Here is a 22,545-nt window from a genome sequence, read left to right as displayed (position 1 = left end):
CCGGAGCATGTCGATTCAGAACCGCCGGGAACGCGAACGGGCAGAGCGCGAGCAGCTGATCGTCACGGCCGCGCGCGAACTCGCCGAGAGCGAAGGCTGGGACGCGGTGACGACGCGCCGCCTGGCCGCCGAGATCGAGTACAGCCAGCCGGTCCTCTACAGCCACTTCAAGGGCAAGGACGCGATCATGGCGGCGGTGGCCGTCCAGGGTTTCGCGGAGATGGCGACGGAGCTGCGGACGGCCCGCGCGGCGGCGACGGGCGTGCGGGAGTCGCTGGCGGCGGTGGCGGAGACGTACACGTCGTTCGCCCGCAGGCGCCCCGCGCTGTACGACGCGATGTTCACCCACCGGGTGGACCTGCCGTTCGCGACCCAGGAGGCCCCACAGGCCCTGTGGGCGGCGTTCGGTGAGCTGCTGCAGGCGGTCGAGCCGATCGCCACGGGCGGCGACGACCCCGGCATCCTGACGGAGACGTTCTGGGCGGGCCTGCACGGCATGGTGACCCTGACACGCAGCGGCCGCCTGCCGGAGGAGGCCCACGAGGAGAGGCTGAGGCTACTGATCGGCCGCTTCGTCACTGCGTGAGTGAGGGCGGCGCCCCTTCAGGGGCGCTGGGGGTACCCCCGGCCGAAGGTTGGGGGAGGAACTGCGCGAGCAACCACGACGCACCCGCACCCGCCGACACCACCGCATCCCCACGGCAGACGCTCACCTCTCCAGAAACGGTGAACGGGCGGGCGGGAAAACTACTCGGCGGCCGGCAGAGCCGCCCGCGGCCGCTGCCACCCCCGCGACCCCCGCGCCAGCAACCACGCCGTGGTCTCCTCCGGCGGCATCGCGGCAGCGACCAGCCACCCCTGCACGGCGTCACACCCGAGGTCCCGCAGCCGCTCCCACGTCTCGTCGTCCTCCACGCCCTCCGCGACCACCAGCAGGCCCAGCGAATGCGCGAGGTCGACCGTGCAGCGCACGATCTCCGCGTCCTCGTTGTCGACCGCCAGCCGGGCCACGAAGGACCGGTCGATCTTCAGCTCGCTCACCGGCAGCCGCCGCAGGTGCACGAGCGACGAGTACCCGGTGCCGAAGTCGTCGAGCGACATCTTCACGCCGTGCCCGTGCAGCCCCGCGAGGGTGTCGGCGGCCCGCTGCGGGTCCTCGAGCAGCACGTGCTCGGTTATCTCCAGCTGCAGCGCCCCGGCCGGCACGCCGTGCCGCGCCAGCCGCGCCGCCACCAGGCCGGCGAACCCCGGCGTGTGGACGTCGCGCGGCGAGACGTTGACCGCCACCGGCACCCGCAGCCCCTGCGCCCGCCATCGGGCGACCTGCCCGAGCGCGGTCTCCAGCACGTACTCCGTCAGATGGGGCATCAGCCCTGAGGACTCGGCGATCGCTATGAACTCGTCCGGCGGCACCTTGCCCCGCTCCGGGTGCACCCACCGCACCAGCGCCTCGAGGCCGGCCACCTGTCCGTCGAAACGGACCTTCGGCTGGTAGTGCAGCTGCACCTCGTGGGCGTCCAGGGCGCGCCGCAGGTCGCCCAGCAGGCCCAGCCGGTCGGGGGTGTTGGAGTCCCGCTTGGACTCGTACACCTCGACGCCGGTCCGGTCCCGCTTCGCCTGGTACATCGCCACGTCCGCCCGGCGCAGCAGCCCCTCCGCGTCGAGCGCGTGGTCGGGGAAGACCGCGACCCCCGCGCTGGCCTCCAGGACGAGGGTGAGGCCGTCGAGGTCGAGCGGCGAGGAGAGGGCCGTGACCAGGCTCCGGGCCACCCGGGTGGCCGAGGTCGTGGAGTCGGCGACCGGGAGTAAGACCGCGAACTCGTCGCCGCCGAGCCGGGCCGCCTCCGCACCGCGCGGCAGCGCGGCCCGCAGCCGGTCGGCTATCTGGAGGAGCAGCCGGTCACCGGCGAGATGACCGAGCGTGTCATTGACCGAACGGAACCGGTCGAGGTCGATCAGCATGAGGGCGGAGCGGGCGCCGATGCGTTCGGCGTCGTCGAGGGCGGTCCAGATCCGCTCAAGGAGCCACTGCCGGTTGGGCAGTCCGGTCAGCGGGTCGCGCAGCTGCTCCTCGGCGCGGGCGCGGGCTATCCACAGGGTGGAGTCGAGGGCGACCAGCGGGATGGAGAACAGCGGCAGCAGCAGCGGCTGGGCGACGGCGACCACGCAGATCAGCGGGGCGATACCGAGCAGGGCGACGGCGACCAGGCCCTGCCGCATCAGGGCGGTGCGGGCGACGGTGGGCAGCCCGCCGCCGCGCGGCGCGTGCAGGTACCAGAGCAGGGCGCGGGTGACGGCGAGGTAGGCGGCCGCGACGAGCACGACCTCGGGAGCGGTGGCGACGGTCCAGCTGCCGGGGTTCCAGGGCGACTCGACGGTCGGGACCCGTCCGCACACGAGGAGCACCAGCGCGCCGGCGCCGATGCCGAGGATGTCCACCGCGCCGTGCAGGACACCCTGCCGCCAGCGGTGGCGCCTGGCTATGCCGACCAGGACGACGACGGTGAGGCTGACCATGCCGGCCGGCACCCAGCCGTACAGCAGGAGGACGGCGAGGGTGAGGGCGGCGCCGGAGCCGGTGCCGCCCCACCAGCGGGCGCGGCCGAGCAGCACGAGGTGGCCGACGATGATGCCGGTCAGCACGGCCAGCGACCAGCCGACCGTGCCGGACGGGAAGAGCGCGTGGTCGTCGGAGAACGCGCGGTAGAACCCGGCGCCGAGGACGAACGCGGCGACCGCGACGACTCCGGCGGGCAGTGCGGGCCAGGACAGGTGGCGTTCGTGCTCGGTGCCGACCAGGCCGGGCGGCGGTTCGACGGCGGCCAGCGGCAGCGGGTCGCGCGCGTCCGCCGCGGCGCTCACCGCCGGCCTGCCCGGGGTACCCGGCATGCCGGGACGCCGGTCGCCCCGCACCGTCCAGCGGCTGCCCCGCCACGCGCACGCCCGGCGGCGCAGCGGCGGCCGCGCGCCCGTGGCGGCGCTCTCGGTCGGTTCCATTCCCGTCCCTCTCACAGCCGGCGGTGCCCACGCCATGCGGTCCGTGCCCTGCCGGAGCACGGGAATGCTCCGACCGAGCTGGGCACGGCAGGTGCACGTCTCAACAGTAGGCCGCAGAAGGCTTCCACGGGCAGCGGTCGTAGACGGTTGCCCGATTGCGCACCGGCCACCCGTATGCATCTGATATGCGCCGAACGGGTGGCCTTCAACCGCTACTCCTCGACCGGAAGGGCGACTTCGGCCGCGGCGTCCGGTCCCTGCTCCAAAAGGACGACAAATCCGTCCTCGTTCAGAACGGGAACCTTCAGCTGCATCGCCTTGTCGTACTTCGATCCGGGGTTGTCACCGACGACCACGAACGCGGTCTTCTTCGACACCGAGCCGGTCACCTTGGCCCCGCGGCTCTGCAGTGCGTCCTTGGCGCCGTCCCGGGTGTAGTGCTCCAGGGTTCCGGTCACGACGACGGTGAGGCCTTCCAGCGGACGCGGTCCCTCGTCCTCTCCCGTGGACTCGTCCTCCAGCGGGACTCCAGCGGCCTTCCACTTTCGGATGATCTCGCGGTGCCACTCCTCGGCGAACCACTCCGTGAGCGCGGTCGCGATGATGCCGCCGACGCCGTCGATGTTCGACAGCTCCTCCTCGGTGGCCTGCTCGATGCGGTCGATGGAGCGGAACTCGCGGGCCAGCGCCTGGGCGGCGACCGGTCCGACGTGCCGGATGGACAGGCCGTTGAGGAAGCGGGCGAGCGGGCGGGTCTTCGCCTCCTCGATCTTCTGGAGCAGCGCGAGGGTGTTCTTCTTCGGCTCGCCCTTCTGGTTGGCGAAGACCGTGACGACCTTCTCCTCGCCGGTCTTGGGGTCGCGCTTGGGCAGCCCGCTGTCCGGGTCGAGGACGTACGCCTTGATGGGCAGCAGCTTCTCGACGGTGAGGTCGAACAGGTCGCCCTCGTCGACCAGCGGCGGGTCCGCGGGCTCCAGCGGCCGGGTGAGCGCGGCCGCCGCGACCCCGCCGAAGTGCTCGATGTCCAGGCACTCGCGGCCCGCGAGGTAGGACACCCGCTCTCTCAACTGGGCGGGACACGCGCGGGCGTTGGGGCAGCGGAGGTCGATGTCGCCCTCCTTCATCGGCCGCAGCGGCGTCCCGCACTCCGGGCACTCGGCCGGCATCACGAACTCCCGCTCGCTGCCGTCCCGCAGGTCGACGACCGGGCCGAGGATCTCCGGGATGACGTCACCGGCCTTGCGCAGCACCACGGTGTCGCCGATCAGCACGCCCTTGGCCTTGACGACCTCCTGGTTGTGCAGGGTGGCGAACTCCACCTCACTGCCGGCCACGGTGACCGGCTCGACCTGGGCGTACGGCGTGACCCGCCCGGTGCGGCCGACGCCCACCTTGATGTCGATCAGCTTGGTGTTGACCTCTTCCGGCGCGTACTTGTACGCGATCGCCCACCGGGGCGCGCGGGCCGTCGAGCCGAGGCGCCCCTGCAGCCGGATCTCGTCCAGCTTCACGACGACACCGTCGATCTCGTGCTCCACGGAGTGCCGGTTCTCGCCGTAGTAGGCGATGAACTCCCGTACCCCGTCGAGGTCGTCGACCACCCTGTTGTGCGGGGAGGTGGGCAGGCCCCAGGTCTTGAGCAGGTCGTAGCCCTCGGAGAGCCGGTTCAGGCCCTCGAAGCCGGCCAGGGCGCCGATGCCGTGGACGACCATGTGCAGCGGGCGGGAGGCGGTGACCCGCGGGTCCTTCTGGCGAAGCGAACCGGCCGCCGCGTTGCGCGGGTTGGCGAACGGCTTGTCGCCGGCCGCGACCAGGCGTTCGTTGAGCTCGGCGAACTTCTCCATCGGGAAGTAGACCTCGCCGCGGATCTCGACCAGGTCGGGGACGCGCTCGCCGTGCAGCCGGTCCGGGATCTCGGCGATCGTGCGGACGTTGGGCGTGATGTCCTCGCCGGTGCGGCCGTCGCCGCGGGTCGCCGCGCGGGTGAGGCGGCCGTGCTCGTAGGTGAGGTTGACGGCGAGGCCGTCGACCTTCAGCTCGCACAGGAAGTGGTACTCCTGCTCGCCCAGCTCCTTGTGGATCCGCTCGGCCCAGGCCGCGAGGTCGTCGTCGTTGAACGTGTTGTCCAGCGACAGCATCCGCTCGCGGTGCTCGACCGCCGTGAACTCCGTCTCGTACGCCCCGGCGACCTTCTGGGTCGGCGAGTCGGGCGTGCGCAGCCCGGGGTACTCGTCCTCCAGCGCCTCCAGCGACTTGAGGAGCCTGTCGAACTCCGCGTCGCTGATGACGGGAGCGTCCTTCACGTAGTACCGGAAGCGGTGCTCCTCGATCTGCTCAGCGAGCCGCGCGTGCTTCTCCCGTGCCTCGGCGGGCACTGCCGTCTCCGCCTGCTGCTTGTCGCCGGCCACCGTGTTCCTCCCGTTACTCTGGGTTGTCCGCGAGTGATCTCGCCGCCCGGACGCAGTGGGCGAGCGCCTCCCGGGCGTACGCGGGGGAAGCGCCCGCCAGCCCGCACGCCGGGGTGACCGTGACGGACTCCGCGAGAAGCCCCGGTCGCAGCCCCAGCCTGCGCCACAGCGTCCTGACACCCATGACGCTACCGGCAGGGTCTGACAATGCCGTGTCCGTGCCGGGCACGACACCGGCGAAGAGCCGGGTGCCCGCCTCCACCGCCTCGCCGATCACGTCGTCGTCACGTTCGGTGAGGAGTGCGAAGTCGAAGGAGACGGCGGCCGCTCCGGCGCGGCGCAGCAGGGCGAAGGGGACGTCCGGGGCGCACGAGTGGACGACGACCGGGCCGTCGGCGTGCACGGCGAACACGTCACGCAGGGTGGACTCGACGAGCTGGCGGTCGACCGCGCGGTGGGTGCGGTAGCCGGAGGCGGTCCTCACCTCGCCGCGCAGTACGGCGGTGAGGGACGGCTCGTCGAGCTGGAGCACCGGGCGGGCGCCGGGGATGCGCCGCCGCAGTTCCGCCAGGTGCAGCCGCAGGCCCTCGGCGAGCGAGGCGGCCAGGTCACGGCAGGCGCCGGGGTCGGAGAGGGCGGACTCGCCGTTGCGCAGCTCCAGGGCGGCGGCAAGGGTCCAGGGGCCGACCGCCTGGACCTTCAGCGGGCCGGCGTACTCCTGGGTGAACTCCTCCAGCGCGTCCAGGTCCTCGCCCAGCCAGGACCTGGCCCGCCGGGTGTCCCGGCCGGGACGGTCGCCGAGCCGCCAGCCGCTGGGCTCCACGCGCGCGTACAGCTCGACGAGCAGGCCCGCGGTGCGGCCGATCATGTCGGCGCCGGGGCCGCGGGCGGGCAGCTCGGGCAGGAAGGGGAAGTCCTCGAAGCTGCCGGTCGCGGTCTTGGCGGCCTCGCGGGCGTCGGTGCCGGGGAGCGAGCCGACGCCTGTGGCGGGACCGAAGTCGGAGAGTGCGTTCACGTGAGGAGCCTAAGCGGGGCGGGCGGTGCGGTGTGCCGGGGTGTGGGCGCGGATCTTGGCGCGCAGCGCCTCGGCCTCCGGCAGGCCCAGTGCGTCGAACAGGTCCAGGGCCCGGCTCCAGGCGTCGAGCGCGGGGCCGGGCGTGCCGGCCGCCTCGTGGGTGTCGCCGAGGTAGGTGAGGCCGACGGCCTCGCTGCGGCGGTCGCCCGTCTTGCGGAAGAGGGCGAGGGCCCGGTCGTAGCACTCCACGGCCGTGGAGTGCCGGCCCAGGTGCCGGTGGATGTAGCCGAGGCTGTCCCAGGTGTGTGCCTGGCCGCTCAGGTCGCCGGTCGCCTGGACGAGCGGCAGTGCCTGCCGGCAGTGCTCGAGCGCCTCGTGCAGCTCGCCGAGTTCGGCCAGGTACCAGCCGATGTCGTTGAGGGCGACCGCCTGGCCGCCGTGGTCGTGCGCGAGCCGGAAGTGGTCCAGGGCGCGGCGCGCGTACTGCAGTGCCTCCCGGGTCGCGCCGTGCGCCCAGGCCATCTTGGCCAGGTTCTGGCAGGTGCGCGCCTGACCGGGGTGGTTGTCCAGGCACCGGAAGAGGCCGAGGGCGCGGGTGAGGTGGTGCCGGGCACCGAGCACGTCCCGCAGTTGGAAGCGGGCCAGGCCCAGGCCGCGGTGGGCGGCGGCCTGACCGGCCAGGTCGTCGTGGTGCCCGGCCGCGCGCAGGGCGGCGGTGTGGACGTCGGTGAGGGCCTGCCAGTTGCCCTGGCGTTCGAGGAACGTGGTCAGGGTCGCGGCCAGCTGCCAGCTGTGGGCGTCCAGGCCCGGGGCCGGGCGCTCCACGGCCGACAACAGAACGCACTGCTCGGCGATCAGCCAGGCCAGCGCCTCGTCGTAGTCCGCCAACGGGCGTGGCAGCGCGCCGGGTTCGGCCGGGGCGAGGGTCATCGGCTGCCGGCGGCAGGTCAGCAGGGCGTCGGCCGCGTACGCCGTGTGCAGGTAGTGGTCGCGGACCCGGCGGCTCGCGGCCCGTACCGCGCGTGCGTCGTCGTGCTCGGCGGCCAGTTCGACGGCGTGGGCGCGCAGCAGGTCGTGGCAGGTGTAGCGGCCGGGGGCGGTCTCGGTCAGCAGGTGGGCCGCGGTCAGTTCGGCCACCTGGGCCCGGACCCGGTCCACGCCGGTGCCGGCCAGCGCGGCCAGGGAGGTCAGGTCGGCGTCGGGGCCGGGATGCAGGCCGAGGAACCGGAAGAGCCGGGCCGCCGCCGGGCTGAGGATGCGGTACGACCAGTCGAAGACCGTCCGGACCGCGGTGGCCGGGTCGCCGGTGTCCAGGGGGTCCAGGATCCGCTCGGCGGTGCGCAGTTCCTCGGCGGCACCGGCAAGGGGCTGGTCGGGGCGGGCGGCGGCGCGGGCGGCGACGACGGCGAGGGCGAGCGGCAGCCCGGCGCACCGCACGACGGTCTCGTCGACCGCGGCGGCCTCGGCGGCCACCCGGGCGGCGCCCAGCCGGGCGGCGAGCAGTTCGCGGCTCTCCTCGGCGCCGAGCGGGCCGAGGGCGAGCAGCCGGGCGCCCTCCGCGGCGGCGAGCCCGGTCAGCGGGGCGCGGCTGGTCACCAGGGCCAGGCAGCCGGCCGCACCGGGCAGCAGCGGCCGTGCCTGGCCGGCGTCCCGGGCGTTGTCGAGGAGCACCAGGACCCGGCGGCCGGACAGCAGGCTGCGGTACAGGCCGACCTGGGCGTCGGGCGACTCCGGCACCCGGGCGGCGGGCACCCCGAGCGCCTCCAGGAACCCGCGCAGGGCACGGTCCGGGGCGAGCGGCGCGCCGCTCGGGTCGTAGCCGCGCAGGTTCACGTACAACTGCCCGTCGGGGAAGGCCGGGCGCGCCCGCCGGGCCCAGTGCACGGCGAGTGCGGTCTTGCCGACGCCGCCCATGCCCGACAGGACGGACACCCCGGCCGCCGCCGGATGCCGTCCGAGTTCCGCCAGCAGCGCGTCCAGCCGGGCGAGTTCGTCGACACGGCCGGTGAAACCGGCCGTGCCCGGCGGGAGTTGGGCGGGGTACGGGGTGCGGTCGCCGGTCACGGGGGTGGTCCGGGGTCCGGCGGGGGCGGACGGCGGTTGCGGCCCGTGGTGTCCGGCCGCGTCCCGTCCGGCGGGCGCGGCGGGGGCCGGCCGTACGGCCGCGGTGTCCGCCGGGTGTTCGCCGGCGGGGGCGACGGGGTGGTCCCGGAGAATCCGCTGGTGCAGTTCCCACAGCCGGCGGCCGGGTTCCGTGCCGAGCTCCGCCACCAGGCGGCTGCGGGTCTGGGCGTAGCAGCGCAGTGCCTCGCCGCTGTCGCCGGCCGCGTGCAGGGCCCGCATGAGGGCCTCCGCCAGGGGTTCCGTCAACGGGTACTCGCCGAGCAGGTCCGTCAACCGGCCGACGACGGCGGCCGGGTCGCCGCTGCGGATCTCGATGTCCGCGAGCCGTACGGCGGCGTCCACGCGCTGCCGCCGCCAGGTCTCGCGCATCCGGGCGGGCCAGGTCCCGGGCAGTCCCGCGAACGGCTCGCCGCGCCACAGGGCGAGCGCCTCGCGCAGGTGCGCGGCCCGGGTGCGGCCGGGCAGCGCGTCGTCGCGGGCGGTCGCGGCCAGCCGCTGGAAGCGGTGCAGGTCGACGCGGTCGGGGTCGAGGTCGAGCTGGTAGCCGCCGGCGCGGCGCAGCACCGGTAATCGTCCCGCGCCGCTGTCGTCGAGGCGCTCCGCCAGCCGCCGGATGCGGGCGATGTGCGCGTACAGGGCGCGGCGGGCGCCCTCCGGCGGATCGGCGCCCCAGACCCGGTCGACGAGCACCTCGACCGGGACCGGCCGGCCGGCGTCCACGGCCAACGCGGCGAGCACCGCCCGGCGTTGGGGCGGCCCGAGATCGACCGGCGCCTCGTGCGCGAGCACTTCCACCGGTCCCGACAAGCACAACCGCAGCATTGCGTCCACCCCCGTCCGCCCGGATTTCACAGTCTCCTCACATGGGTGGGCTGGACGACAACCTTTCGGCAAAGAATCGGCCCATGCGCGCAACCCACCCTGGTCGGGGCGGTGCCGCGCCGGTTCGTCGGCGTGTCGCGCCCGCCACCGCGCCCCGTCCGGTACCGGACGGGGTCCACACGTGACCACGGGGGTAGACACGTGCACGGATCGGCGAGGGCGGCCACGGCCGCCCCGGAACCGCCACGGAACAGGCCGCCGCAGACGGTGTCCCCGGCCGGCCCCGGCGGGCCCCTGGCCGGGGCGGCCGGGCGCGGGGTGCTGGAAGGCGCCTTCGCGTTGCTGCACGCCCTCCAGGAGGAGCAGGGCGCCGGGGTGACCGCGCTGGCCGAGGTGTGCGGTCTGCCCAAGACGACCGCGTACCGGCTGCTGGACCAGTTGGCGGAGCTGGGCGCCGTGGAACGCAGCGCGGGCCGCTACCGCATCGGGCCGGGCATGTTCCGGCTGGGCAACGGCTGGCAGCCGTACCCGGGACTGCGGCCGGCCGCCGCGCGGCCGCTGCGGCGGCTGGCCGCCGTCACCGGGGCGACGGCGGCCCTCGCCGTGCTGCACCGGGGTCAGACGCTGGTGCTGGACTGGACGGCGCCCGCGGACGCGGCCTGCCCGCTGCCCGACGACCGGACGGTCTGGCCCTGGTACACGGCGGCCGGGAAGGTCCTGGCCGCCTGGGGCCGCCCCGGTCCGGCACCCGGCCCGCCGCCCCGGGACTGGCCGCGCGAGGCCGCGCGGATCCGCGAGTCCGGGGCCGCCTACGACCGCGAGGAGGTGCTGGCGGGGGTGTGCTGCGCCGCCGTCCCGGTGGCCGTGGCGGGCGGGGTCCCGGTGGCGGCGCTGTGCGTGCTGACCGGCCCCGGCCACCACCTGGAGCGCCTCGCCGACACGGCCCGCCGCGCGGCGTCGGCCGTCACGGCGGGGCTCGGCCGCCGCTGACCCGGGCCACCGTCCCGTCCGCCCGGCCGGCCCGCCCAACTCCTCCCGTCCGCCCAACTCCTCCCGTCCGCCCGGCTCCCCCGTCCACCCGGCTCGTTCCGCTCAACGGCACAGCGGACGACAGGGCCTGGCCCGCCGCGCAGTCTGGTTCCGGCAGCGCGGACCGGCTCCGCGGCCCCGCCGCCGCTCAGGGAGGACACCCATGACGTCGTCGCCGCAGCGTCCCGCACCGGGTGACGAACTCGCCCTGCTGAAGGCGGAGTTCCAGGCCGGGGCCGAGGCCGGGACGGACGTGTGGCACTCGGCGCTGGGCGGGGCGGTGTGCGTGGCGGATCCGGCGGCGGCGCGGGCGGTGATGGGCAACCGGGACGGCGTCGTCGCGGAGACCTCCGACTTCTACCACCACCGGCACGGCGTCTTCGGGCCGCGCGAAGCACAGCTCACGATCGGCCGCGCGGCCCGCACCCTGATACAGCGGCATCTCCAGGACCGCCGGGCCGACTTGCCCGCGCTGGTCGCCGGTCGCCTCGCACCGCGCAGCGAGTGGCCGGACGCCGGGAACCTGCTCGTCCTGGAGCACCTGCGCGATGTGCTGCTGCACCCGGACGCCCCGCGCCACCTGCACCGGACGGTGGACGCGATCGTCGCCCGCGCGGTGTCGGCAGGCGCGAGGCGGCGCCACTCCGCCCCCGCCCGGCTGCTGTTCCGGCGCCGCACGCTGCACGCCCTGCGCACCGAGGTACGGGCGAGGCAGCGCGCGGCACGGCCGCCCGGCCACCCGGCGGGGCCGCGCGACCTCCTCGACGTCGTCGTCGGCGGGGGCGGCCCGGTGGCGGACGCCGGCGAACTCGTCGAGGTCTACCTCTCCTTCCTGTTCGCCACGGCCGGCTCGATCGGGTTCGCGCTCGGCTGGTCGGTCCTGCTGGCGGGCACGCACCCGGAGCGGGCCGCGGCGGACCCGGGCCGGACCGTCCGCGAGGCGCTGCGGCTGTGGCCGGTGGCGTGGCTGTTCGCCCGCACCCCGAGCCGCGCGCTGGAGCTGGGCGGGACACCGGTCACGCCCCGGGACCGGCTGATGGTCTGCAGCTACCTGGTGCACCGGCATCCCGGGCACTGGGAGCGGCCCGACGAGTTCGTCCCGGAGCGCTGGGCCGAGGGCGTGCCGGACGGGGCGTACCTGCCGTTCGGTCTCGGTCCGCACACCTGCGCCGGCGCGACCGTCACCGTACGGCTGCTGGAGGACCTGGTCGGCCTCCTCACCCGTGACTGGCGGGTGTCGGTCACCTCTGACGGCGGCGGGCCCCAGGTGGGTCCGGCGCTGGCTCCGCCGCGGTTCACCGCGGTGCTGAGCCGTCCCGACGGCTGGCCCGAGAGGAGGTGAACCAGCATGCGCGCGCTGTACCTCAAGACGAAGTCGGTCCTCAACGTCCGACGCACGTACGGGCAGTTCTGGTACCTGTACCACCACATCTGACCGGCCCGCGCGGGGAGGCGACAGCCGGTCGGCTCCCCGCGCTCCCACGAGGGGGAACGCCCACGATGACCACTCCGCAGCACCCCGAGGACTTCCTGAGTGCGATGCGGCTGCGCAGCGCGCGGGAGGACGGGATCTTCTGGGTCGACGACCAGCGGCTCGGCGTCTTCGAGCCGGAGGCGGCCCGCCGGGTCAGTGCCGCCAACTGGCAGCGGTACGTGATGCACGACCGGCTGGTCGACATGGTGCGCCGGCGGCGCAGCCCCGAGATGCGGTGGAGCCGGATCCGCTCCGCCTGGATGACCCAGCTGCACGCGCTCGCGACGGCGGAGCAGCACGGCCTGCTGATCGCGCGCATGGAGCGGGTGCTGGACGCGCGGACCGGACAGGAGGCCGACACCGACCTGACCCTGCTGATGCAGGACGTGGCGCTGCGGTCGCTGCTGCCCGTCGCGCTCGGCGGGCTCACCGGCGGCGAGGCGGACCTGGTCCGCCGCGACCTGGAGATGAAGCTGGCGCGGCTGGTGTCGCCCGCGCCGGGCGGCGTCCTGCACCACCTGCGGCACGTCGCCGTCCAGGTGCGGGCCGGGCTGGTGGTGCGCCGGGTCCTGCGGCAGCGGGCCCGGGGCCGGCGCGGGCGCGAGCCGGACCTCGCCGACCCCTTCGTGGACCTGCTGCCGGAGCTCGGCATGGACCGGGCGCTGGACGTCGTGACCACCGTCCTCACGGCCATCGGCGGGCCGCCCGGCACCGCCGCCGCGAGCGTGCTGTTCGAGTTCGTCCGGCAGCCGCGGTGGCGGCGCCGGCTCGAAGCGGAGCTGGGCGCGGTGGACCCGGTGGCGTTCCGTACGGCGCCCACCCGGGCGGCGCCGGTCACCTACCGGTTCGTGAAGGAGGTGCTGCGGATGTGGAGCCCGCCGCTGCTGCTGGTGCGCCGCTCCGCGTTCGGGTTCGACCTGGGCAGGACCCGGCTGGAGCCGGGGCAGTGGTATCTGCTGAGCCCGCACCTGATCCACCGCGACGAGCGGGTGTGGCAGCAGCCCGACGTCTTCGACCCGGACCGCTTCCTGCCGGGCGCGCCGCACGGCCCGGCCGGCCGGAGCTGTTACGTGCCGTTCGGCTGGGCGCCGAAGAAGTGCATCGGCGCGAACATCGCCGTCGTCCAGCTGATGGCCCTGTGCCACCTGCTGTGCACCCGCTACCGGCTGACTGTGGCGGATCCGGGGGCGGTCACCATGGCCTTGCGGTTCGCGCCGGTGCCGGAGAACTTCCGGGGGCGGCTGACGCTGCGGTGAGCAACGCCCCCGAAGGGGCGCGGGACTGTACCCGTGTGCGGCTCCGCCGCGCGGGCGCGACCAGCCACGACGGCGCCGCAGTCGGCACACGGCTGATCACGGCATGTCCGGCGGAGCGCCTAGCCGGGAAGCGGCCCCGGGCGCACGGTGAGGTCGTTGATCTCCGCGTCCGCCGGCAGGTCCAGGGCGGTCAGGATCGTGGTCGCCACCGACTCCGGGTCGATCCAGCGCGCCGGGTCGTACTCCTTGCCCTCCTGCTGGTGGACCTTGGCCTGCATCGGGCTCGCCGTGCGGCCCGGGTAGACCGAGGTGACGCGGACGCCGTTGCCGTGCTCCTCGGCGCGGAGGGAGTCGGCGAGCGCCTTCAGGCCGTGCTTGGAGGCCGCGTACGCCGACCAGGCCGCGTGCGCGTTGAGTCCGGCGCCGGAGTTCACGAACAGCACGTGCCCGCGGGCGGCGCGGAGCTGCGGCAGGAAGTGCCGGGTCAGCTCGGCCGGTGCGATCAGGTTGACGTTGAGCTGGTGGCGCCAGGACTTCGGGGTCAGCTCGCCGACCTCGCCCAGGTCGACGACGCCGGCGATGTGCAGCAGCGAGTCCACCCGGTCCGGGAGGGTCTGGTGGGAGAAGGCCCAGGAGAGCTTGTCCGGGTCCGCCAGGTCGCCGACCAGGGTGCGGGCGCCGGAAAACTCGGCGGCCAGCTCCTTCGCGCGGCCCGCGTCGCGCGCGTGCAGTACGACGTCGTCCCCGCGCGCGTGCAGGCGCCGGGCCACGGCGGCGCCGATGCCGGAACCGGCGCCGGTGATCACATGAGTTGCCATGGGTGCCATGCTCGCATCAGCGGGCGCGCTGGTTCGCCTCCAGGTACGCGAGCGCGTCGGCGGGTTCGGCGGCGACGTGCATCAGCTCCGCCAGGGGGCGGGGCAGGAAGCCCTCGGCGTCCATGCGGCGGAACTGCTCCGCCAGGCCGTCGTAGAAACCGGCGGTGTTCAGCAGGACGACGGGCATGTCGGTGCGGCCGTGCTTCTTCAGTTCCAGGATCTCGGTGGCCTCGTCGAGGGTGCCGGTGCCGCCGACCATGACGACGACGGCGTCGGCCTTCTCCAGGAGGAGCCGCTTGCGCTCGGCGAGGTCGGCGGCGATGACCATCTCGTCGGCGCCGGGGCGGGCCTTGTTGGCGAGGAACTCCACGGAGACGCCGATCAGCTTGCCGCCGGCTTCGTGCACGCCGTCGGCGACCACTTTCATGAGGCCGGTGTCGGAGCCTCCCCAGACCAGGGAGTGGCCGCCCTTGCCGATCAGGTTTCCGAAGTCGCGGGCGGGGCGGGTGTAGCGGTCGTCGAGATCTGCCGCGGAGAGGAAGACACAGATTCGCATGGGGAAAGGGTATGCGTTGACCGTTGGCGGCTGCGGGTACGTTGCGGCTGGTCGCGCCCACGCGGCGGTAGCCGCAAATCGAATACAGCCCCGCGCCCCTAAAGGGGCGCTCCACCGAGCGGCGGGAACAAGTAGGCGTCCAGCGGCGTCACCCTTACATGGCCTCTGGACACACGATCACCATCGAGCAGTCTCAGCAGCACGTCCGCGTCACGCACGGGGACCTGGTCCTCGCCGAGAGCGACCGGCCTCTCGTCCTGCGGGAGACCGGATCACCCGTGCGCTACTACATCCCCGCCGAGGACGTCCGCCTCGACCTCCTCACGCCCTCCGAGACGCACACCGTCTGTCCCTTCAAGGGGACCGCCTCCTACTGGTCCCTGCCGGACGCGCCGGACCTGGTCTGGGCGTATCCCGAGCCGAAGGCGGACGTCGCGCGGATCAAGGACCACCTCTGCTTCTACGAGGTGGACGTCACCGGCTGACGCCGGACGGTCGAGGCGATCGTCGCCGAGCCGACGACGCGGGTGTCGTCGTACAGGACGATCGCCTGGCCGGGGGCGACGCCGCGGACCGGCTCGGTGAACGTGACGTGCAGTTCGCCGTCGGTCAGCTCGGCGCGCACCTCGGTCTCGCCGCCGTGGGCCCGGAGCTGGGCGGTGTAGACGCCGGGGGCGGCGGGGGCGGTGCCGCACCAGCGGGGCTTGATCGCGGTGAGGCCGGTGACGTCGAGGGCGGCGGCCGGGCCGACCGTCACCGTGTTGTCCACCGGCGAGATGTCGAGGACGTAGCGGGGCTTGCCGTCGGCGGCGGGGTGGCCGATCCGCAGGCCCTTGCGCTGGCCGATGGTGAAGCCGTACGCGCCCTCGTGGGTGCCGACCTTGGTGCCGGACTCGTCGACGATGTCGCCCTCGGCCTTGCCGAGCCGCTTCGCGAGGAAGCCCTGGGTGTCGCCGTCGGCGATGAAGCAGATGTCGTGGGAGTCGGGCTTCTTGGCGACCGCGAGGCCCCGGCGCTCGGCCTCGGCGCGGATCTCGTCCTTGGTGGTGAGGGTGTCGCCGAGCGGGAAGAGGGCGTGGGCGAGCTGCCGCTCGTCCAGGACGCCGAGGACGTACGACTGGTCCTTCGCCATGTCGGAGGCGCGGTGCAGCTCGCGGGAGCCGTCGGGGAGCGTCACGATCTTCGCGTAGTGGCCGGTGCAGACGGCGTCGAAGCCGAGCGCGAGGGCCTTGTCGAGCAGGGCCGCGAACTTGATCTTCTCGTTGCAGCGCAGGCACGGGTTGGGGGTGCGGCCCGCCTCGTACTCGGCGACGAAGTCCTCGACGACGTCCTCGCGGAACCGGTCGGCGAGGTCCCAGACGTAGAACGGGATGCCGATGACGTCGGCGGCGCGGCGGGCGTCGCGGGAGTCCTCGATGGTGCAACAGCCCCGGGCGCCCGTCCGGAAGGATTGCGGGTTCGCGGAGAGCGCGAGGTGGACGCCTGTGACGTCGTGGCCGGCCTCGGCCGCGCGGGCGGCGGCGACGGCGGAGTCCACGCCGCCCGACATGGCGGCGAGGACGCGGAGGGGGCGGGTGCGCTGCGGGGTGTCAGTCATAGCCCCTCCAGGGTAAGGGGGCGCGGGAACCGGGGCCCGCGAGTATCCGTTGGGGATCACATGGGGGTGAGTGCGGACAGTGGCGAGTGACGGTGACCGCAGGCTCGGGCGGCGGGCTCTGCTGGTGGGCGGGGCGGCGGCGGCCGCGGGCACGGTGGCGCTGACCAGGGACGAGCTGTCGCGGCTGTACTGGCGGCTGCCGGGAGTGCGCAAGGCGCGGGTGGCGGGCGCGGTGGACTTCAGGGGCGCGCGCTGGGTGGCGGCGTCCCCGGCGAACTACCGGACGGCGGACCGGCCGTCCGACTACCCGGTCGACCGGGTGGTCGTCCATGTCACCCAGGGCGGCTACACGAGCGCGGTGAAGGCCTTCCAGGACCCGGCGCACCAGGCGGCGGCGCACTACATCGTGCGCAAGGACGGGCGGATCACCCAGCTGGTCCGCGAGCTGGACGTGGCGTTCCACGCGGGGAACAGGTCGTACAACGAGCGCAGTGTCGGGATCGAGCACGAGGGGTTCGTGGACCGCCCGGAGGACTTCACGGACGCGATGTACGCGGCCTCGGCGCGGCTGACGGCCGCGATATGCCGGCGGTACGGGATGGCCGTGGACCGCGAGCACGTGATCGGTCATGTGGAGGTGCCGGGGACGGATCACACCGACCCGGGAGAGCACTGGGACTGGGGTCGCTACATGGGACTTGTTCGGCGCGTCGGACAGGCCTGACCCCCGGTTCCACCTGTGACTCAATCGTTATCCTGTGCCCGTGCTGCACGCCGTCTGTGTCCGTTGCGTCCCGCACCCGGGGCACGAGCTGCGATTGCTCAACTGGCCCTTTTTCCAAGGGAGTTAAGAATTACCATCATCCACGGCCGCCTCACAGTCGCCCCGGTCCGCTCCTAACTTCGCCTCAGATTTCACACAGTCCTCAGGTCAAACATCCGGGGCCATGACCCACACCACAGATCCCGCCTTCGAGGCGGACGGAGCCGAAGAGCAGCAGGGCACCGGCGGCCGGCGGCGGCGCGCCAAGGGCGCGGAGCACTCCAAGGCGGCTCGTGTCACCGATGCCGAGCACTCCAAGGAGGGAACGGCCAAGCGCGGCAAAGGCGTTCACCGGCGGAAGTTCCTCGGCGGCATGGCCGGCGTCGGCCTGGGCGCCGTCGCCGCGGCCGGTTCCACCTTCGCCCTGCTGACCGACGCGAACGGCAACAAGGCCGGCGCGGCGACCAACACCGCGACCCTGACCGTCCCGGACCTCCTGGAGGGCACCACCTCCGACAGCACCACCACCTTCACCCTGGAGGCGAAGACCGGCAGCGCCGAGGTGCTCAGCGGCGTCACCAGCACCACCGCGGGCTACAACCAGTCCTTCCTCGGCCCGACCATGAAGTGGACCAAGGGCAACACGAACGTCCTCAACATCACCAACAGCCTGGGCGAGGACACCACGGTCCACTTCCACGGCGCGCATGTCCCGGCCAAGATGGACGGCGGTCCGCAGGTCGCCTTCGCCGACGGGGAGACCTGGTCGCCGACCTTCACGGTCAAGGACGAGCCGATGACGCTCTGGTACCACCCGCACGCGCTGGGCACCACGGCGAAGCAGGCGGTGCACGGTCTGGCCGGCATGATCATCGTCGACGACAGCGACAACACCACCAGCGCCGATCTGCCCACCACCTACGGCACCGACGACATCCCGCTGATCTTCCAGTGCCTGGCGGTGGACGCCGACGGCGACATCAAGTACGACCTCACCGGCTACCTCAGCAGCGGCCTGAGTTACCCGCTGCTGGTCAACGGCACCAACGTCGACGACACCACCCTCACCTTCACCGCGACCAAGACCCGGACCCGGTTCCGGCTGCTCAACGCCTCGCCGTCGGACATCATCACCATCCAGCGCAGCGACGGCGGCACGATGACCCAGATCGCCACCGACCAGGGCTACCTGGCCGAGGCTGCGGACGTGACCACGATCCGGCTGGTGGCCGGCGCCCGCGCCGAGATGGTCATGGACCTCTCGGACGACGTCACCCTCCAGGCGGTCGTCACCACCGGCTGGGTGCGCGGCGGCAGCGGCACGTACGACTTCCTCGCCGTCACCGCGAGCGGCACCGACACCGCGAGCGACCTGCCCAGCTCGCTGCGGACCATCGACCGGTACGACACCAGCGACTTCACCGCCCGCACCATCACCCTCGGCCAGTCCGGTACCACGATGCTGATCAACGGCTCGGCCGGCACGAGCATGTCCTCCATGGCGATGATCAGCACCACGCTGGGGTCCAAGGAGATCTGGACGATCAAGAACAGCACGCAGCTGGAGCACTCGTTCCACCTGCACGACGTGCCGTACCAGCTGATCTCCATCAACGGCGAGGATCCGACCGGCGTCGAACTCGGCTGGTACGACACCTACGAGGTGGTCGGCGGCGGCTCCATCGAGATCGCCATGGAGTTCACGGACTTCTCCGACGACACCTACATGTACATGCTCCACTGCCATCTGCTGCAGCACGAGGACGAGGGCATGATGGCGTCCCTCATGGTCACGGACAGCTAGCCGCCGTCCGGGCCTCCCGAGCAGGCTGCCGCCGGCAGTGGAAGTGCCGGCGGCAGCCGTTCGCGTCTGCCGGTGCCGACCGGACGGCAGCCCCCGGGACCGAGCTGCCGCCGGCCGGCCCGGACCGACTGCCCGACCGGCAATGGGCAGTTGCTCAGGAGGAGCTGACGCCCACGGTGAGCGTCGCCGCGTACCCGTCAAAGACGCTGTCGCCGAGCGCGGTCAGGGTCAGCAGGCCGGAGGAGGCACCGCCGCCGTCGTAGACACCGTCGTCGTCGAGCCGGGTCTCCGTGGTGGTGTTGGCGGAGTACGGCGACAGCGCCTGGACCTCGGAGTTGATGTCCGGGTCGAAGAACAGCTGACCGGTGTGGATGATCGAGCCGCCCGTGTACGAGTCGTCGGTCAGCGTGACGTCGGTGTGCACCCGCAGGTGGACGTGGACCGCGCGGGAGACGTAGTGGCCGGGCCAGACCGAGGTGATGCTCACCTGGCCGTCGGAGCCGGTCAGCCGGCCGCCCCGCAGGAAGGTGCTGTCGTCGTCCTCGGTGTGGCCGTTGCCGCCGACGTAGCCGGAGTACTCGCCGAGGGCGTCGGCGTGCCAGATCTCGACCAGGGCGTTCTCCAGCGGCGCGCAGTCGTTCGCCTGGTCGACGACGGTGAAGGTGTACCGGACCTCGAAGCCGTCCTTGTCCTCCCGGATGTCCTCCCGGACGAGTGCTCCGGCCAGCCAGTACGGCCCCTCGGTGACCTCCTCGGTGAGGGTGCAGACGTCGGCCGCGGCCGCCGCGGCGGAGCCGCCGGTCCTCGTCCCGACGGTCCTCGTCCCGGCGGTGACGGCCGACGCGGAAGCGGTCGAGGCGGAGGCGAGGCCGGCGGCCAGCAGTCCGCCGGCCGCCGCGACGGTGGCGCCGCCGATGAGCACGCGCCGCCGTTGCACGGTGCCGTCGGCGGAGCCGGCGTCGTGGGAAACGGGTTCGGGGGTCTGCGCGGAGGCAGAAGTGTGGTCTGTCATGTCAGCAGACGCTAGGGACCGACCTCAGGTGAGCCATGGCCACGCACTGTGAGGTCTCTGGAGGCAAACCCCTCAACTCCGCTTGTTTGCAGCCCAGTCGGCGCCAATTCCGCGTGTCGCGGGGGCGGCCGGGACCACCGCCGCCGGTCAGCTGAGCCCGGCGGCCCTGGCCCGCTCGACCGCCGGGCCGATCGCCTTCCCGACCGCGTCGACGTCGGCCTGGGTGGAGGTGTGGCCGAGCGAGAAGCGCAGGGTGCCGCGGGCCAGGTCCGGGTCGGTGCCGGTGGCCAGCAGGACATGGCTGGGCTGGGCGACCCCGGCGGTGCACGCGGAGCCCGTCGAGCACTCGATGCCCTGGGCGTCGAGCAGCAGGAGCAGCGAGTCGCCCTCGCAGCCGGGGAAGGTGAAGTGCGCGTTGGCGGGGAGGCGGTCCACCGGGTCGCCGCCGAGGATGGCGTCGGGTACGGCCGTACGGACGGCGTCGATCAGCGCGTCGCGCAGAGCACCGATCTCCCGGGCGAAATACGGGCGGCGCTCGGCGGCGAGCCGCCCCGCCACCGCGAAGGACGCGATCGCCGGGACGTCGAGGGTGCCAGAGCGCACGTGCCGCTCCTGGCCGCCGCCGTGCAGGACGGGTACGGGGGTGTACTCACGGCCGAGGAGCAGGGCGCCGATGCCGTACGGGCCGCCGACCTTGTGGCCGGAGACGGTCATCGCGGCGAGGCCGGAGGAGCCGAAGTCCACCGGGACCTGACCGAAGGCCTGGACCGCGTCGGCGTGCAGCGGGATGCCGAACTCGTTGGTCACGGCGGCGAGTTCACGGACCGGCAGGACCGTGCCGATCTCGTTGTTGGCCCACATGACGGTGGCGAGCGCCACGTCGTCGGGGTTGCGTTCGATCGCCTCGCGCAGCGCCTCGGGGTGGACCCGGCCGTAGGTGTCGACGGGGAGGTACTCCACCGTCGCGCCCTCGTGTTCGCCGAGCCAGTCGACGGCGTCCAGGACCGCGTGGTGTTCGACGGGGCTGGCCAGGACCCGGGTGCGGGCCGGGTCGGCGTCGCGGCGGGACCAGTAGAGGCCCTTGACCGCGAGGTTGTCGGCCTCGGTGCCGCCGGAGGTGAGGACGACCTCGCTGGGGCGGGCGCCGAGCGCTTCCGCGAGGGTCTCCCTGGATTCCTCGACCGTGCGGCGGGCCTTGCGGCCGGAGGCGTGCAGGGAGGACGCGTTGCCGGTGACGCCGAGGGTGGCGGTGAGGGTGTCTACCGCCTCGGGGAGCATGGGGGTGGTGGCGGCGTGGTCGAGGTAGGCCATGATGAGTCGATTCTACGGGGGGCGGGGTGCGGGTCGCCCAGCCGCCGTAGGTGGCCCGTGCCGGTGTGCGGGTGCCGGTGGGGGGTGGCTGGTCGCGCGGTTCCCCGCGCCCCTGGAGGGGCGCACCTGTGAACGGCGCCGGAGATCACGTCTACAGGCTCCAGGAGATCGTGTTCGAGGCCGCCATGGCGATGGCGAGGACCGCGAGGTCGGCCACGCCGAGGGCGAGGCCCAGGTACGCGCGGCCCTTGCGGGCCGTGCCGCGCCACAGGGAGACCAGGGCCAGGATGATCGCGATCGGGCCCAGGAACAGGTTCAGGACCAGGAGGCCGAGCAGGCCCAGGATGAAGGACGCCACGGCCATGCCGTCGGCGTCGCGGGTGCCGGTGCGGGTCTCGGGGCGGGGGGTGGCGGGGGCGGTGAGTTGCATCATGCTCAGCTCCTCAAGTGAGCGGGGACGGGAGGTCAGTTGGCCGAGGTGTGACGGCGGCGGGCGAGGCGCTCGCGGAGTGCGAAGCCGGCCAGCCAGACGACGATCACGGCGGCGAGGCCTGCGGTGACGTCGAGCGGCGCGTGGGCCACGGTGCCCAGCACCACGCCGAGCAGCATGAGTGCGGCGACGAGGAACAGCATGGGTTCGATCCCCCTCCGTTACATTTGGGTGAACGGTTGTAGTAACACTTGTTCACTGACTTTGAGTCTAGCAACTCGCACGGCTTTCCAATTCCGGAGAACAGTTGTTAACTGGATGACATGAGTCACACCCTCGGCATCCGACAGGCCCAGAAGCAGAAGACCCGCCAGGCCTTCCTGGACGCGGCGCTCGCCCTGCTGGAGGAGCAGAGCCTGAGCAGCCTGGGACTGCGCGAGGTCACCCGGGCCGTGGGCGTCGCCCCGACCGCCTTCTACCGGCACTTCCGCTCCACCGCCGACCTCGGCGTCGCCCTCGTCGACGAGGCGCTGGGCAGCCTGCATCCGATGGTCCGCACGACGGTCGCCACGGCCGGCGCGGAGCGCATCACCCGGGCCGTGCAGCTGATCGCCGGCCATGTGGCCGCGCACCCGGCGCACGTCAGGTTCATCGCCCGGGAGCGGCACGGCGGGGTGCAGCCTGTGCGGGAGGCGATCCGGGCCCAGCTCGCCCGGTTCGCTGTGGAGGTCAAGACCGAGCTGGCCAAGGACCCCGAGGCCGAAGGGTGGAGCGACGAGGACCTGTTGATGCTCGCCCACCTCTACGTGGACCAGATGCTCATCACCGCCTCCCTGTTCCTGGAGACCCTGGAGTCCCCGGACTCCCCGGAGTCCCCGGAGCCCTCGGAGGCGGCGCGGCAGCGCGTCGTCCAGGTCGCGACCCGGCAGCTGCGGCTGATCAGCCTCGGCCGGCAGCACTGGCTGGACTGACGGCACGCCAGCGCCCCGAAGGAGCGCTGGGGGTGCCCCCGGCCGAAGGCCGGGGGTGAGGAGCGCACGAACGGCAGCAGCACACAGGGGCGGGGGGGGGGGGGCCCCCCCCCCCCCCCCCCCCCCCGCCGGGGGGGCGCCCCCCCCCCCCCCCCCCC

Annotated in this window: 19 protein-coding genes; 8 read left to right on the top strand and 11 right to left on the bottom strand. The window is 73.4% G+C overall.

What is annotated here, in order from left to right:
- Positions 1 to 7 precede the first annotated feature (7 nt).
- Positions 8 to 586, top strand: a complete 579-nt coding sequence (locus ACIQVL_RS32075) for a TetR/AcrR family transcriptional regulator (protein ID WP_403432664.1) — start codon at positions 8 to 10, stop codon at positions 584 to 586.
- 161 nt (positions 587 to 747) lie between these two features.
- Here the strand turns inward: ACIQVL_RS32075 and ACIQVL_RS32070 are convergent, their stop codons facing one another.
- The 4 genes from ACIQVL_RS32070 to ACIQVL_RS32055 all read right to left on the bottom strand — a co-directional run bounded on the left by ACIQVL_RS32070 (position 748) and on the right by ACIQVL_RS32055 (position 9,333).
- A complete protein-coding gene (locus ACIQVL_RS32070; RefSeq protein ID WP_403432661.1) occupies positions 748 to 2,997 on the bottom strand; it encodes a putative bifunctional diguanylate cyclase/phosphodiesterase in 2,250 nt (749 codons plus the stop codon).
- Between the two features lie 212 nt (positions 2,998 to 3,209).
- The gene (gene ligA, locus ACIQVL_RS32065) at positions 3,210 to 5,405 is read right to left on the bottom strand and encodes an NAD-dependent DNA ligase LigA (protein WP_403432658.1); all 2,196 of its coding nucleotides are present in this window, start codon (positions 5,403 to 5,405) and stop codon (positions 3,210 to 3,212) included.
- A 13-nt stretch (positions 5,406 to 5,418) separates the two neighbouring features.
- Positions 5,419 to 6,420, bottom strand: coding sequence for a methionine synthase (locus ACIQVL_RS32060; protein ID WP_403432656.1), 1,002 nt, complete (start codon positions 6,418 to 6,420; stop codon positions 5,419 to 5,421).
- A gap of 9 nt (positions 6,421 to 6,429) precedes the next feature.
- Positions 6,430 to 9,333 carry an AfsR/SARP family transcriptional regulator gene (locus tag ACIQVL_RS32055; protein WP_403477104.1) on the bottom strand — a complete coding sequence of 968 codons (2,904 nt, stop codon included), beginning with the start codon at positions 9,331 to 9,333 and terminating at the stop codon, positions 6,430 to 6,432.
- A gap of 234 nt (positions 9,334 to 9,567) precedes the next feature.
- Between ACIQVL_RS32055 and ACIQVL_RS32050 the strand changes: the two genes are divergently transcribed.
- From ACIQVL_RS32050 to ACIQVL_RS32040, 3 genes are all read left to right on the top strand, one after another.
- Positions 9,568 to 10,356: an IclR family transcriptional regulator gene (locus ACIQVL_RS32050; RefSeq protein WP_403432651.1), complete on the top strand. Its 789-nt coding sequence runs from the start codon at positions 9,568 to 9,570 to the stop codon at positions 10,354 to 10,356.
- A gap of 202 nt (positions 10,357 to 10,558) precedes the next feature.
- The gene (locus ACIQVL_RS32045) at positions 10,559 to 11,737 is read left to right on the top strand and encodes a cytochrome P450 (protein WP_403477103.1); all 1,179 of its coding nucleotides are present in this window, start codon (positions 10,559 to 10,561) and stop codon (positions 11,735 to 11,737) included.
- Between the two features lie 158 nt (positions 11,738 to 11,895).
- Positions 11,896 to 13,125, top strand: coding sequence for a cytochrome P450 (locus tag ACIQVL_RS32040; RefSeq protein WP_403477102.1), 1,230 nt, complete (start codon positions 11,896 to 11,898; stop codon positions 13,123 to 13,125).
- A gap of 119 nt (positions 13,126 to 13,244) precedes the next feature.
- Here the strand turns inward: ACIQVL_RS32040 and ACIQVL_RS32035 are convergent, their stop codons facing one another.
- Together ACIQVL_RS32035 and ACIQVL_RS32030 are read right to left on the bottom strand one after the other, a co-directional pair.
- On the bottom strand, positions 13,245 to 13,943 hold the full coding sequence (locus ACIQVL_RS32035) for an SDR family oxidoreductase (RefSeq protein WP_403432643.1): 699 nt from the start codon (positions 13,941 to 13,943) through the stop codon (positions 13,245 to 13,247).
- Between the two features lie 16 nt (positions 13,944 to 13,959).
- On the bottom strand, positions 13,960 to 14,499 hold the full coding sequence (locus ACIQVL_RS32030; protein WP_403432640.1) for a TIGR00730 family Rossman fold protein: 540 nt from the start codon (positions 14,497 to 14,499) through the stop codon (positions 13,960 to 13,962).
- Between the two features lie 158 nt (positions 14,500 to 14,657).
- Between ACIQVL_RS32030 and ACIQVL_RS32025 the strand changes: the two genes are divergently transcribed.
- Positions 14,658 to 14,984 (top strand): DUF427 domain-containing protein, encoded by a 327-nt coding sequence (locus ACIQVL_RS32025; RefSeq protein ID WP_391388095.1) that lies wholly within the window; start codon positions 14,658 to 14,660, stop codon positions 14,982 to 14,984.
- On the opposite strand, the gene mnmA is transcribed toward ACIQVL_RS32025, so the two are convergent.
- The gene (mnmA, locus tag ACIQVL_RS32020) at positions 14,960 to 16,096 is read right to left on the bottom strand and encodes a tRNA 2-thiouridine(34) synthase MnmA (RefSeq protein ID WP_403477101.1); all 1,137 of its coding nucleotides are present in this window, start codon (positions 16,094 to 16,096) and stop codon (positions 14,960 to 14,962) included. The two genes, ACIQVL_RS32025 and mnmA, sit on opposite strands and share 25 nt — an antisense overlap.
- A gap of 79 nt (positions 16,097 to 16,175) precedes the next feature.
- On the opposite strand from mnmA, the gene ACIQVL_RS32015 reads away from it, so the two are divergent.
- Both ACIQVL_RS32015 and ACIQVL_RS32010 read left to right on the top strand, forming a co-directional pair.
- Positions 16,176 to 16,820, top strand: a complete 645-nt coding sequence (locus tag ACIQVL_RS32015) for an N-acetylmuramoyl-L-alanine amidase (protein WP_403432614.1) — start codon at positions 16,176 to 16,178, stop codon at positions 16,818 to 16,820.
- A gap of 223 nt (positions 16,821 to 17,043) precedes the next feature.
- Entirely contained in the window at positions 17,044 to 18,663 is a 1,620-nt protein-coding gene (locus ACIQVL_RS32010) for a multicopper oxidase family protein (RefSeq protein WP_403432612.1), read from the top strand.
- A 154-nt stretch (positions 18,664 to 18,817) separates the two neighbouring features.
- Here ACIQVL_RS32010 and ACIQVL_RS32005 read toward each other — a convergent pair whose 3' ends face one another.
- From ACIQVL_RS32005 to ACIQVL_RS31990, 4 genes are all read right to left on the bottom strand, one after another.
- Positions 18,818 to 19,675, bottom strand: coding sequence for an intradiol ring-cleavage dioxygenase (locus tag ACIQVL_RS32005; protein WP_403477100.1), 858 nt, complete (start codon positions 19,673 to 19,675; stop codon positions 18,818 to 18,820).
- Positions 19,676 to 19,822: 147 nt separating this feature from the next.
- Complete coding sequence (locus ACIQVL_RS32000; RefSeq protein ID WP_403477099.1) at positions 19,823 to 20,986, bottom strand: cysteine desulfurase family protein; 1,164 nt, start codon at positions 20,984 to 20,986, stop codon at positions 19,823 to 19,825.
- Between the two features lie 151 nt (positions 20,987 to 21,137).
- On the bottom strand, positions 21,138 to 21,416 hold the full coding sequence (locus ACIQVL_RS31995; RefSeq protein ID WP_403433401.1) for a DUF4190 domain-containing protein: 279 nt from the start codon (positions 21,414 to 21,416) through the stop codon (positions 21,138 to 21,140).
- Between the two features lie 35 nt (positions 21,417 to 21,451).
- Positions 21,452 to 21,619 (bottom strand): hypothetical protein, encoded by a 168-nt coding sequence (locus tag ACIQVL_RS31990; protein WP_403432604.1) that lies wholly within the window; start codon positions 21,617 to 21,619, stop codon positions 21,452 to 21,454.
- A gap of 120 nt (positions 21,620 to 21,739) precedes the next feature.
- Here ACIQVL_RS31990 and ACIQVL_RS31985 point away from each other — a divergent pair, with 120 nt between their 5' ends.
- Positions 21,740 to 22,387 (top strand): TetR family transcriptional regulator, encoded by a 648-nt coding sequence (locus ACIQVL_RS31985; protein ID WP_403477098.1) that lies wholly within the window; start codon positions 21,740 to 21,742, stop codon positions 22,385 to 22,387.
- Positions 22,388 to 22,545 lie beyond the last annotated feature (158 nt).

Origin of the sequence: Streptomyces sp. NPDC090499, from assembly GCF_044769305.1 — a bacterium.
GTDB lineage: Bacteria > Actinomycetota > Actinomycetes > Streptomycetales > Streptomycetaceae > Streptomyces.
The sequence above is the reverse complement of the archived record's forward strand: the minus strand, read 5'-3'. Positions and strand labels throughout refer to the sequence as shown.